Annotated in this window: 10 protein-coding genes; 1 reads left to right on the forward strand and 9 read right to left on the reverse strand. The window is 51.4% G+C overall.

Translation table 11 applies throughout. The features are described from left to right. The first annotated feature begins 6 nt into the window (after nt 1–6). Entirely contained in the window at nt 7–2547 is a 2541-nt protein-coding gene (locus ACTRXI_RS09090; RefSeq protein ID WP_474262110.1) for a transglycosylase domain-containing protein, read from the forward strand. Nucleotides 2548–2583: 36 nt separating this feature from the next. Here ACTRXI_RS09090 and ACTRXI_RS09095 read toward each other — a convergent pair whose 3' ends face one another. The 9 genes from ACTRXI_RS09095 to ACTRXI_RS09135 all read right to left on the reverse strand — a co-directional run bounded on the left by ACTRXI_RS09095 (nt 2584) and on the right by ACTRXI_RS09135 (nt 12682). After that, complete coding sequence (locus ACTRXI_RS09095; protein ID WP_474262111.1) at nt 2584–6126, reverse strand: dynamin family protein; 3543 nt, start codon at nt 6124–6126, stop codon at nt 2584–2586. A 14-nt stretch (nt 6127–6140) separates the two neighbouring features. After that, entirely contained in the window at nt 6141–6665 is a 525-nt protein-coding gene (locus tag ACTRXI_RS09100; RefSeq protein WP_474262112.1) for a YpoC family protein, read from the reverse strand. Continuing rightward, nucleotides 6659–7321: an endonuclease III gene (gene nth / locus ACTRXI_RS09105; protein ID WP_474262113.1), complete on the reverse strand. Its 663-nt coding sequence runs from the start codon at nt 7319–7321 to the stop codon at nt 6659–6661. Before nth ends, ACTRXI_RS09100 begins: the two co-directional genes overlap by 7 nt. A gap of 11 nt (nt 7322–7332) precedes the next feature. After that, nucleotides 7333–8025, reverse strand: coding sequence for a DnaD domain-containing protein (locus ACTRXI_RS09110; protein WP_474262114.1), 693 nt, complete (start codon nt 8023–8025; stop codon nt 7333–7335). Nucleotides 8026–8103: 78 nt separating this feature from the next. Continuing rightward, nucleotides 8104–9393 (reverse strand): asparagine--tRNA ligase, encoded by a 1290-nt coding sequence (gene asnS, locus ACTRXI_RS09115; protein WP_474262115.1) that lies wholly within the window; start codon nt 9391–9393, stop codon nt 8104–8106. 38 nt (nt 9394–9431) lie between these two features. After that, nucleotides 9432–10601, reverse strand: coding sequence for a pyridoxal phosphate-dependent aminotransferase (locus ACTRXI_RS09120; RefSeq protein WP_474262116.1), 1170 nt, complete (start codon nt 10599–10601; stop codon nt 9432–9434). A gap of 90 nt (nt 10602–10691) precedes the next feature. Further along, on the reverse strand, nt 10692–11168 hold the full coding sequence (locus ACTRXI_RS09125; RefSeq protein WP_474262117.1) for a PepSY domain-containing protein: 477 nt from the start codon (nt 11166–11168) through the stop codon (nt 10692–10694). An 11-nt stretch (nt 11169–11179) separates the two neighbouring features. Further along, the gene (locus ACTRXI_RS09130) at nt 11180–11353 is read right to left on the reverse strand and encodes a YpmA family protein (protein ID WP_474262118.1); all 174 of its coding nucleotides are present in this window, start codon (nt 11351–11353) and stop codon (nt 11180–11182) included. Between the two features lie 21 nt (nt 11354–11374). Then, a complete protein-coding gene (locus ACTRXI_RS09135) occupies nt 11375–12682 on the reverse strand; it encodes an amidohydrolase (RefSeq protein ID WP_474262119.1) in 1308 nt (435 codons plus the stop codon). Nucleotides 12683–12693: the final 11 nt, after the last annotated feature.

Here is a 12693-nt window from a genome sequence, read left to right on the forward strand (position 1 = left end):
ACGTCAATGAGCGACAATTACCGGTCCCGCCAGGAAAAGCGGACGGCCGACCAGAAAAATCCTAAAAAGAAACAGAAGAAAAACCGCAAACGTCCGCTCTGGCAGACATTCATCATCTGGGCGCTTTCCCTCATGCTTGTCTTCATGACTGCCGGCGTCATCATTGTCGCTTACATGATCAATCAGGCCCCGGAACTGGATGCGGAGGCGATGGTATTATCAGAAGCGGCTACTGTATATGACCAGAACGATGAAGAAATTGCCCAGCTGCAAAACAGCAGTAACCGTGAACTCGCCGACATTGAAGAAATGCCCGACTACGCGAAGGAAGCATTTATCGCTGTCGAGGACGAGCGTTTTTACAGCCATTTTGGCATCGACGTCCAGCGGATTTTCGGCGCATTATGGGCAAACGTGACTGACGGCTTCGGCTCCCAGGGAGCAAGCACGATCACCCAGCAGGTCGTGAAAAATGCATTTCTTTCACCAGATAAAAACATATCACGTAAAGTCCAGGAACAGTATTTAGCCATCAAGCTTGAACAGCAGTACAGTAAGGATGAAATTCTTGAAATGTACGTTAACCTGATCTATTTCAATCAGGGAGCCTACGGCATCACCCAGGCCGGCCAGACCTATTTTGGAAAAGAGGATCCAGGCGAGCTCACTATCGCAGACGCTGCGCTGCTTGCAGCTATCCCCCGCCGGCCTTCGTACTACGACCCGGTTCAAAACCCGGAAAACGCCGAGGACCGCAGAAATCAGATTATTTCCATGATGAATGAGCAGGACTACATTACGGACGAAGAAGCCGAAGAGGCTTCAAGCACTCCGGTGGACGAGCAGCTTAACTACCAGCCGCCGGAGAACGGAGTTGCCTATGACTCGTTTATGTCCTACGTGCAAAATGAGCTCGAAGACTTTGACGGTATTGAGCCGTCAGATATATATACCGCCGGGCTGAAAGTATACACAACGCTTGACACCGAAGCCCAGGAGCAGGCTGAAGAGCTCATTCAAGGTCAGGACGCCGTTGACAGCTTTCCAGACAATGAAGAGTTTCAAATTGGGTTTACGCTGCTTGACACTCAGACCGGGGCGGTAAAAGCCATTGTTGGAAACAGGCAGAATCCGGATACTGCCATGAGCTATAATTTCGCTACCGACCCTAATCAGCCTGGGTCGACCATTAAGCCCGTCCTGGACTATGGGCCGGCCATTGAAAACATGCAGTGGTCCACGTACCATCAGATCGAAGATGAAGAATACCAGTATCCGGACACAGACACCGACGTGCGAAACTATACCCGGGACTACCGGGGCAGCGTGAGCATGCGCGAAGCACTGACGGATTCCCTGAATGTTCCTGCAGTAAAGACGCTTGAGGAAGTCGGCCTTGATAACGCCAAATCGTTTGCAAACGGGCTCGGGCTCGGCCTTGAGGACGTCTACTACGGTTCAGCTCTCGGCGGCCTGGAGCAGGGGGTTTCCTCTGAACAGATGGCCGGCGCATACGCAGCTTTCGGAAACGAAGGAGTTTATAACGATCCCCATTCCATCCGGCGGATTGAGTTTCCGGATGGACGAACGATTGACTTTGAACCGGAGCAGGAGCAGGCAATGGAGGATTATACTGCCTACATGATCACAGATATGCTTAAAGATGTCGTTTCCAATGGTACTGGCACGGGTGCCCAGATTGACGGGCTTCCACTCGCCGGTAAAACCGGAACCACTAATTTCACCGAGGACGAAATGAGCACCCTGAATATCCCTGACGGTGGCGTCCCTGATGTGTGGTTTAACGGCTACACTACGAACTATACAGCTTCTGTCTGGGCCGGCTTTGAAACCCGGTCGGAAAGCAATTATCTTGTCGACGGACAGACTGATGCTGCCAAAGATGTTTTCCGCGAGATAATGCAGCAGGTCAGCAGCGGCATTGACACTCCCGACTTTGAACAGCCCGACTCTGTAGTATCAGTACGGTTAAATGAAGAGACCGGGGAGCGAGCTACGTCAAACACTCCCGAAGCTGACACGATCACCGAGCTGTTTGTAGAAGGCGAAGTGGACGCCCAGGTCACTGAACCGTCCTCTGACAGCGGCTCGGATGACAGCGGGGCATCAGACAGCGAAGAACCTTCTGGCGACAGTGACTCTGGGGAAACAAACGACAATCAGAATGAGTCTGAACCAGCAGAGGAACCAGCAGAAGAAACGGATGAAAATGAAGAAAATACTGAAGAAGCTCCGGAAGAGGACACAGAGCAAAACACGGAAGAAAATGATGAAACCGAAGAAGCTCCGGCGGATGAAGATTCCGGCGCCTCCGGGGAAGGCCGCGAAGAAGAAACAGATACCAGCGGAGGCGAGCCTGCAGAATCCGAATCAGACAACGGCGGGGGAAGCGACAGCGGTGAAAATACCGAAGATGAGGGCTCCGGGAACACAGAGCCGGAAGCAGAGACCCCAGATGAGGAAGAGCCTGCTGATACGGAAGACAGCACCTCTGCACCGGAACAGGAATCCGAAACAAACGAATAACAAAAACCGCACGCCTTTTCGGCCGTGCGGTTTTTGTTATACCTGAACGTGGTCCTCTTTTCTAGTTAACGGGGCAAGTTTCTCCCATTCTGTCTGCAATACGGAATAATAGCTCTTGTCGTACCACGTAGACAGCCGATCGAATTCTTTGTCGAGCGCCTTCCTGTGTTCGGCATAAATATAGTCAGACGCCGCTTTAACACCGTTCTCTATTTTTTCTTCAAGCTCCTGTGCTACTTCTTTCGTTATCTCCGCAGCAGCGCTCTGGACATTTTCCCCATATGCCTCTTTCAGAGTTTTTATTTCCTGATGAACAAAGAAGTCCTTCGCCGAGCGGAAGTACGTTTCAAATGCTTTAGCATCCACCTCTAAGTCAAGCGTCTTTTCTGGTTTTGGAATAAAGGAGCGGCCGGCGTCAGGAACCTGAAACATCGGGAAGTCCGCCTGAACCTCTCTGTACTGTTCTTCAGTCTCCTGCTTCAACTGCCGTTTCATTAATTCCTCCAGACGGATGAACGCCGTTTCTCTCTCCTGCCCTGCCTGCACCAGTATCTCTTCTTTAATTTCCGTCAGCCGTCCCGTCAGCTGCCTGCGCTGTTCTTTTCGTGAGGAGCCATCTATAGTGACGGGATTCACCACTTTATTAAAGTAGTCCTGATAGAATAAATACAGACGCTTGCGCACATGAATCAGCCGCTCTTCGGTGTCTGAAACGAGTTCTTTCCGCAACCGTTCCATATGAAAGCGTTCCGGCACTTCTTCATACTGCCCGAGCTTTTGTTTAAGCCTGTCTGCTTCAGCAGCAACGCTTGTCGCATCATGCTTTTGCACCTGCAGGGCCCGCCCAAGCTGTTCTTTTAAATTCAGCGCCTGTTCAACAACATACTGCTGCTGCACGACAAGGAGTTCCTGCCAAATTTGTCCGGATAAATAATTTTCAAAGGCTGAAAACATGTCGTCTTCTCCGCCCTGCTGCTTTTCCTGCAAACCGCGCTGGCTTGACACAGGAAGCAGAAACGGCTCTTCAAATCCATTCTGCCGGAGCTGGCCGCGCACATGGTTAACAACCTGACGGCGCTCGTTATCATCTTTTGCCAGATCAGCGGCATTGATCAGAAAGTACAGCTTATTTTGTTCAAATTCTTCATTCGCCCGGGAAAGCTGCTGAATGAAACGTTCATCGGCATCCGAGAACGCATGATTAAAGTATGTGACATAAAAAATGGCGTCCGACTGGCGCAGGTGGTCAAATGCGACATTGGTGTGGCGTCCGTGGATCGAATTCACGCCCGGCGTATCGGTTAAGACGAGTCCCCGGTTCGTCCAGTAGCTCTCGTAATAAAGCGTCACCTGTTTGACAAGACACGCCTTCTGCTCATCTGCCACCCAGGAGCCCCAGTCCTCCATCCCAATCGTGCGGGTCTCACCGAGCGAGGAATGGTGTTTTTTAATGCTTTCCTGAAGCGTGAACATATACTGGCTGTATGTTTCCATCCGTGCGTCCCGGGTACGGTTCGGCTTTCTCCATTTCTGAATGGAGGCAAGCGTGTACACTTCTCCGAGCTCTTTCGACACGGCCTGGATTTCCTCATCAAGAAACGCTTCATCCTTCAGCTGCAGAATAACCGTACCGTGTGTGTAATCCTTCTCCGGAGCACGCACAATATTTACGGCTGCTGTGGTAGGATGCGGCGACACAGGAAGTGCCGGAGCACCGAGAAGCGCGTTGATAAAGCTCGACTTTCCGGCACTGAAAGCGCCAAAAACCGAAACGTGAAGTTCCTGGTTGTGCAGATTTTCGCATAAACGCTTTAGATGCTTCTTTTCTTCTTCGATTAACGAGGATTCGGATGGTTCGGCGGCGAAGGCTTCCACCATCTGGATTTCTTCACTGTACGAAGGAAGCTCCTTTTGCCCGCTAGAAGCACTCTCCTGCTCTTCCACCACTTCATCCTCCCTGGAAATAGAAATCTCCGGGACATCGGATGGTGCCTCTTCACTCATCATTTGCCGGATTTCCTGTTCCCATTCCCGCCGGGCAGATACGCTTTCCATTTGACGCTCCACCTGGGCAATTTCCTGCTCCAGGCGTTCCTTTTCCTCTTTCCAGTCATTCTGAAGTTCATTTAATTTCGTCTGCTCTGCTTCTGTCAAAGCCGGTCCAGCGGCTGAGGTAAGCACGCGCTCTTTTTCTTCAAGCAGCGGCTCTGCCTGATCCTTGAACCGCCGGGTAATTACGCCGGCCAGCTGGTCGGTCACTTGAAACACATACTGCCTGCCGGTCTCACCCTCCGGAATAAAGGCCTCGAGATCGGCGCGTTCAAGCTGAACGTCAATGTTTTGCACCTGGTCAATGTAATCGGCACTGTGGGAAGAAGCATCCTGCTTTTCCGGCTGCAGCAGTTCTCGCACGTGGAACGTCAAAGACGCTTTAATATTTTCATTTATATCTGCAAGCAGCACATCAGCTCGTTCGTTGCGGGCTTCTTCCGTTTTTCGTTTTTTATTAAACAGAGATCCTGCTTTGAAGCCTGGCTGCCAGCTTTCAAGCCAGTCCCTGGCTTTATCCACAGTGGACGCTGGAAACAAATGAGCCTGATCGAGCGTTCGCTTCCATTCCCTGAACCAGCTGCTCCATCTTTCTTCACTGTCCGGCTGAGCACTTTCGTCAATCAGCTGTGCAGGCACGCCGGCATGCTCCGCCCGCTCCTGCCAGTCTTCGAGGGCTGTCTGCTGTTCCTCCCTAAGCCTGTCACGGATTCGTGACAGCACGGTCTGGCGCATCCGTTCCTCACTTCTTTCGAGCAGTTCGCTGCCGTGGTACAAAAGGCTGCGCACATGAGAAGAGAATGTCTGCAGCTCATTATCCGGGTGCTTTTCATCGCGCATCGAAATATAATACGTGGCAAGCACGTGCACCTGGTTTCGCTCAAGCGTGGCGGCAATCTGATTGCGGTAGGACCGCAGCGTGATTTCTTCCTCCCGGTGTTTGTCCATCTGATTGACAACAAAAATGATCGGCTTGCCTTCCGCTGTCAGCTGCTGTAAAAAACGGATGTTTGTTTCCGACTGGGCATGGTTGTAATCCGTTACGTAAATAACAGCATCGGTTGACAGCAGTCTCTCCATTGTCACTGCCTGGTGCAGCGGATCCGTCGAGTCCACCCCCGGCGTATCCACCATCCGGCTGTAAGATCCTAAAAACGGCAGCGGGGCCTGCATTCGGATCGAGCGAATGTCCGCCCCGTCCCTGCCCCACTTTTGCACCTGCCCCCACGGAATATCGGCTTCCCAGGTTTTAGTTTGGCCTTCACTCGTTACAACCTCGAGACCAAGCTCCCCGTTTTCAATCGATATAATATTGGCGCTTGTTGGAATCGGACTCGCGGGCAGCAGATCGTTTTGAAGCAGGCCATTCAATACAGTCGACTTGCCGGCCGAAAAATGCCCGCAAAACGCAACTTCAAAATAAGGATGCTCAATTTTTTCCTGCACGTCTTCAAGCATCGCGGTTTCTGCCGGATCCAAATGCATGTCTGTCTGCAGCCATTGTTGTTCCCAACCGCTTGTATTAGCCATATTTTACTCCTTTATCATTCGTGATTTCGGGATCGTTTTGCCAGCGCTTCTTTTTTCTTCACTTCTGTATACAGCTCCTTCAGCTGCAGATAGGAATGAAAATAATTCGGATACTCAAGCAGAAAGCCGAGCCTTTCCTCCACGTTGATCGGCTTATGGGCAAGCTTCCTGCTTTCTGCGATCAATTCTTCCGGCTCTGAAGAAGGCACCGGCCGTTCGTTCATCCAAAACAGCGTACACAGCCAGTGAGCGAGCCCGAGTCTCATATACGGAGCGGCCTTTTCCTTGTCCCTTTCGTCCCAGCATTCATCTAAAAAAGGCAGATGCTCTTCCCACCACTGCATAAATGTTTTAATGTGCTGGTTAATGTTTTCCTGCCACGGAGGCGTACCGGCGATGCCGTTTTCATAGGCAATCTCATACCAGAACGGGTAGTGCAGAGCCGCGGTCTTTCGATCTGTATTTTCATCTACCTCGATCTGCGTTACAGTATAAAAAATTTCATGCTGAAATGACGCTGGAATTTGTATTTTTACCATGCTGCACCTTCTTTCCGCATCCGTTTCTGTCCTTCCCTGCAGTAGTCAAGCACCGGACAGGACGGACACTGGGGGGACTGGGACTTACAGTGGTAGCGGCCGAAAAAAATAAGCTGATGGTGCATCTGGGACCATTTTTCTTTTGGCAGCCGTTTCATCAGCGTCTGCTCCACCTGGGTGACGCTGTCTTTCCATCTGCATATGCCTAAACGCTTGGACACCCGCTCAACATGCGTATCCACCGCAATAGCCGGCACCCCGAATGCTACTGACGCTACCACATTCGCTGTTTTTCTGCCGACACCGGCAAGCTCGACCAGCTCTTCCTGCGTTTCTGGCACGCGCCCGTCATGGCGTTCGAGCAGAGACGCCGAAAGCTTTTTTAAATTTTTCGCTTTATTGCGATAAAGTCCAATCGAACGAATAGCCTGTTCAATAGCCTCAAGCGGTGCCTCATCAAAGTCTTCCGGGGAGCTGTATTGTTCAAACAACCCGGGAGTTACCTTATTCACCAGAGCATCAGTTGCCTGGGCGGAAAGCACGACTGCTACCAGCAGTTCAAAGGGATTGCGGTGATTCAGTTCACACTCTGCTTCCGGAAACATGTGCTCGATCCGTTCAATCACAACCTGTAAATCTTTATTCGTTAATGCCATTTTTTTCTCCTCTACTCTTCATCCAGCCAGTTAATATTGGGATATTCCGGCAGCTTTTCCGACTGGGCCGCCTGTGTGCGACGTCCACCCTTTTGTTTAAACTGTTCGGTCTGCGCTTTAGCATCTTCTTTAGTCTGAATGCCTTTGCGCTTCCATTCGTGCAGCATCCGGTCCATGTAGCGAAGGCTGAATTTTTGATTCATGACCGCTTCTTTCAGCGCGATCTGGATCATATCCGGCGAGTAATGATCCTGATCGAGCCAGACGTTAATCGTTTCCCACTCCATGGGGGAAAGCGGGCGGGAAAATTCCTGCTCAATGTTTTGAAACAGATGCTGCTCTTCAACCTGATCCCCTTGCCCGGACGGTACCTCCGCTGTAAGGGCCTGACGGAAAAAAGGATAGAGGGAGTACGCTTCCTGCCGGATTTCATCGCGTTCAGATTCATCAATCTGCAGCAGATTCCGCTTTATCATCGAGCGCAGGCAGCCGGCGCATTCATTTTCATCCATACTCATTTTTTCAGCCAGCTCCTTCGGCGTTGGAAGCGGCACGCTGTTCTGGCCAAAACGGTATATATGCAAAAGCATCATTGCTTCTGTTTCATTCAGCCCCACCTGCTCGTATTTATCCAGAATAATTACTGGAATGGAAAGGTGGCCGTGCATGAGTGCTTCTATTTCTTTTTCTTTATCTTTATTCATCTGTTTGTCCTCCCTTTCACCCGGCCGGCTGTCGGCAAAGTGCATAAAGGAAAACCCCCGGAACGGGGGCTTTTTCTCTTATGGATACAGCCTGTTTAACAAACGCGGAAACGGTATCGTTTCCCGGACGTGTTCGGTGCCGGCAATCCAGCCGACCGTCCTCTCCAGACCGAGACCGAATCCGGAGTGCGGCACGGTGCCGTATTTTCTTAAGTCCAGATACCAGCCGTAGGCTTCTTCCGATAAGTTGTGTTCTTCGTACCGCTGCTTCATAAGCTGCGGGTCATCGATGCGCTGACTGCCGCCGATAATCTCCCCGTAGCCTTCCGGAGCAATCAGGTCGGCACAGAGTGCGGTTTCCGGATAGTCCGGGTCGGGCTTCATGTAAAAAGCTTTGATTTCGAGCGGGTAATTAGTAATAAATACCGGCTTTTGAAACTGCTCCGCTATATACGTTTCATGCGGAGCACCAAAATCTTCGCCCCAGCTTACTTCATAGCCCGCTTCCTGCAGCATTTCGACTGCTTTATCGTACGTAATGCGCGGAAACGGTGCCTGGATGGCTTCGAGTTTGGAGGTGTCACGCTCAAGCACAGCAAGCTCCTGGCGGCAGTTGGTAAGCACCGCCTGCACGACATGGGAGACATACTGCTCCTGGATTTCGAGGCTTTCACTATGGTCGCAGAAAGCCATTTCCGGCTCAATCATCCAGAATTCAATCAAGTGCCGGCGGGTTTTTGATTTTTCCGCCCGAAATGTCGGGCCAAATGAAAACACGCGCTGAAAAGCGAGAGCCGCCGCTTCCATATACAGCTGACCGGACTGGGAGAGGTATGCATCTTCATCAAAGTATTTCGTATGAAAAAGCGATGTCGTCCCCTCCGCCGAGCTGCCGGTCAGAATAGGCGGATCCACCTTAATAAACTGATTCTCCCGGAAAAAAGCGTAGGTCGCCTGAATGATTTCATCGCGTATACGCAAAAGCGCGTGCTGCTTACGTGAGCGCATCCACAGATGCCGGTGGTCCATTAAAAATTCTGTTCCGTGCTCTTTCGGCGTGATCGGGTAAGGCTCCGCCTCCTGGATAACCTCAAATCCGGTCACCTGAAGCTCCACCCCGGTCGGCGAACGATCATCCTCCTTCACTGTGCCGTCCACATAAAGCGAGCTTTCCTGCGGAAGATTCTTGGCCTCGGTGAACAGCTCTTCGCCGACATCATTTTTTACAATGACTCCCTGCACGAAGCCGGTGCCGTCCCGCAGCTGTAAAAAGGCAATTTTGCCACTCGACCGCTTATTGGCCAGCCACGCGCCAAATCTTACTTCCTGGCCGATATATTGATTCAAACGTTCAATGGTTACTTTCACGTTAGTCCCTCCGGTTCGTCCTGTTTATGCTGATCGAATTATTTTTCTGTGAAACGGCGGATTCTCGCCACCGCTTCTTCAAGCTGATCCAGAGAAGTAGCGTAGGAGAGCCGGACGTTTTGCGGAGAACCAAATCCGCTGCCCGGAACGACCGCCACGTTTTCCTCCTCAAGCAGAGCCTTTACCCATTCATCCACATCCTTATACGAAGCAGCTGCCTCTTTGACGTTCGGGAACAGATAAAAGGCCCCTTCCGGTTTCACGCAGGTGATTCCCGGAATCGAAACGAGCTTGTCATAAATAGTATTCAGCCGTTCGCTGAATGCCTGGCGCATCGTTTCTACAGCACCGTCATCCTTCGTATAGGCAGCGATAGCCCCGTACTGGGCGTTCGTTGTCGGGTTGGACGTTGAATGGCTCGCAAGGCTCGTCATTGCCTTCACAATAGCACGATTACCGGCTGCATAGCCGATTCTCCATCCGGTCATCGAATGGGATTTGGAGACGCCGTTGACGACAATGGTCTGCTCTTTTAATTCCGGGGAAAGTTCTGCGATGGATGTGTGCTGCTTGTCCCCGTAAATCAGCTTTTCATAAATTTCGTCGGAAACAATCAGCAGACCCTCTGCTCTGGCGGCTTCACCGAGCGCATGCAGCTCCTCCCGGCTGTACATGGTACCGGTCGGGTTGCTCGGGGAGTTAATAATGACGGCCTTCGTTTTATTCGTTACCGCCCCGCGCAGCTGCTCCGGAAGAATCTTAAACTGGTTTTCCTCCCTGCCATCCACAAATACCGGGCGTCCGCCGGCAAGCTTGACCTGCTCCGGATAGCTGACCCAGTAGGGCGTTGGAATAATTACTTCATCCTCCGGATCGAGAATGGTTTGAAACAACGTGAACAAAATGTGCTTGGCGCCAGTACCGACAATGATTTCCTCGCGGCTATACTCCAGCCCCTGGTCCTGCTTAAACTTTTGAATGACCGCATCCTTCAGTTCCGGCAGGCCGCCGGAAGGAGTGTATTTTGTTTTTCCTTCCTGCATGGAGCGAACAGCCGCATCGATTACGTACTGCGGAGTATTAAAATCCGGCTCACCGGCGCCGAGGCCGATAACATCCTGGCCGGCTGCCTTTAGTTCGTTGGCTTTGGCGGTAATCGCCAGGGTTGACGAAGGGGTAATTTCTTTCACTCGTTGGGACAATTCCATACTCTTTCCTCCTCAATAGTTTCCGTGCTCAATCTATCCATAGTTAGTGTAAAGAAAAGCGAAAAGGAGTTCAAGCGTGGTTTACGCCGCTTAAGGGCGGTCCAGGCTGAAGCTTTTCACAAATTCTCCTGTTTCCATATCAATGTACACATAATGCTGCTGGTTTTCTGTCCGGTATTTGCCTTCATATATTGGACGGTTGTCTTCGTAGCCGGGGGTCACTGTTCGCACGGCGTCAATTCCCTCTTGTTCCGCTATACGCTCCTCAGCCTCCTGAATGCTCAGCGTATCAGCCGCCGCCAGGCGTTCGAGCAGTTCCCCGTCGTGGTAAAACAGCCAGTCCCTGCTGCCGTCGTTGGTTTCGACGCGCGCTGTTTTCACCGGCTGTTTGCCGTTATATATAAACGTATTCTGTACTTCGGCGACGTTGTTTTCTTCAAGCGCCAGTGCTTCTGCCCGTTCCCTGTCGTCAGCAAGAGGCGCACGGGCCTGAAAGTAACCGGTCACAAGCCCCAGAACAACCAGAAAGACAATTAAAAAAGCCGCAAGCGTGATCCAGTTTTTCACGACGTATCCCCCTATGTGCGGTAAATGGTAAACACCATCTGCTCCTCGTTTTCCTTATCAAGAGAAAGGCCGAACATTAATTCATCCTGCTTTAACGTGCGATTCAGTGTATCAACAATTTTATACAGATCTGACGACGCTTCGATTTTAACCGACGCGACGACTTCAAGCTGTTCGTTTCCCATCGTTTCACCTCACCCAGCGTACTATAAGTACGCTTCATTTAATTTGCGGTAATGGCGGTTGGCCTCGGCGTTAATTTTTTCTTCATCGAGCGTCAGAAGTTCGCCGTCTTTCATCAGCTGCCTGCCGTTCACAAAGCTGTCCGTCACGTCCCGGCCGGAAGCTGCGTACACCAGATGCGATAAAATATTATCGTATGGCTGAAGCGCAAATGATTCACTGTCAATCAGAATAAAGTCCGCCGCGGCTCCTGGTTCCAGCCTGCCGCTGTCGCTAAATCCCATCGAAGCGGCTCCGTTTTCGGTTGCCATCTTCCAGACCGCCTCCGTTTCAATCGAACTCGGGTCCTGAAAGGCGACCTTCTGCATCAAAGCGCCCAGGCGAAGCTCCTCAAACATATCGAGGTTGTTGTTTGACACAGCGCTGTCCGTACCGATCGTAATCCGCAGACCACGCTTTTGCATTTCGGGAATGCGGGCGATGCCCGATCCAAGCTTGGCGTTGCTCATCGGATTATAGGAGATGGTCACTTCTGGTACGCTCATATCGTCAAGATCTTCATCGGTCGCATGCACGACATGCGTAAGCATCGCCGGACGTGTGTAAAATCCGATTTCTTTTAGCTTTTTTGCCGGTGTCATCCCGTAGTCGCGCCGGTAATCAGCCACTTCTTTGGCCGTTTCCTCAAGGTGAATGCCAAGCGGCAGGTCATAATGGTGACCGGCGTCAACAATTTTTTCCAAAAACTCCGGCGTGCACGTATACGGGGCGTGCGGGAAAAGCATGCCCGTAACCCGGCCGCTTGTATCCTGCTCCCATTCCTTTAAGTCGCGGGCCGCTGCTTCCAGCTTTTCGCTCTGCTCCTCCGGAGTGCCAATACTCATCATGCCCTTGGAAATCATGGATTTAATGCCGGAGCTTTTCACGAGTTCATACGTATTCTGCATGCCCATATGATACATATCAAGAAACCCGGTTGTTCCGGTGCGGATCATTTCCGCAAGAGCGAGACCTGTACCAGCCTTCGCTGTTTCGTTGCTGAACAGGCGCTCCCGCGGCCAGACGTGGTTGTTCAGCCATTCCTGGAGCACTACATCGTCCGAAACGCCGCGCATCATTGTCATCGGTGTATGGCCGTGGGTGTTATAAAGACCAGGACTGAGCCACTTCCCCCGTCCATCCAGAATATCGGCGCCGTTCTCTTTCTCCGGATAGTTTCCAGGCTCTACTTGAACGATTTTACCGTCCTTGACTTCAATATAGCTCTCGACTGCCTGAACGCCCCGTGCATTCGGGATTGGGTAAACGTGCTCGATTACAAAGTGTTCCATATCCGTACTCC

The organism is Marinococcus sp. LNHM4E3-1 (assembly GCF_056034405.1).

Bases quoted from the DNA above. Each gene is read 5' to 3' on its own strand.
- ACTRXI_RS09095 (WP_474262111.1), bottom strand. From the start codon at position 6,126: ATGGCTAATACAAGCGGTTGGGAACAACAATGGCTGCAGACAGACATG.
- ACTRXI_RS09100 (WP_474262112.1), bottom strand. From the start codon at position 6,665: ATGGTAAAAATACAAATTCCAGCGTCATTTCAGCATGAAATTTTTTAT.
- ACTRXI_RS09110 (WP_474262114.1), bottom strand. From the start codon at position 8,025: ATGAATAAAGATAAAGAAAAAGAAATAGAAGCACTCATGCACGGCCAC.
- nth (WP_474262113.1), bottom strand. From the start codon at position 7,321: ATGGCATTAACGAATAAAGATTTACAGGTTGTGATTGAACGGATCGAG.
- ACTRXI_RS09120 (WP_474262116.1), bottom strand. From the start codon at position 10,601: ATGGAATTGTCCCAACGAGTGAAAGAAATTACCCCTTCGTCAACCCTG.
- ACTRXI_RS09135 (WP_474262119.1), bottom strand. From the start codon at position 12,682: ATGGAACACTTTGTAATCGAGCACGTTTACCCAATCCCGAATGCACGG.
- ACTRXI_RS09130 (WP_474262118.1), bottom strand. From the start codon at position 11,353: ATGGGAAACGAACAGCTTGAAGTCGTCGCGTCGGTTAAAATCGAAGCG.
- ACTRXI_RS09090 (WP_474262110.1), top strand. From the start codon at position 7: ATGAGCGACAATTACCGGTCCCGCCAGGAAAAGCGGACGGCCGACCAG.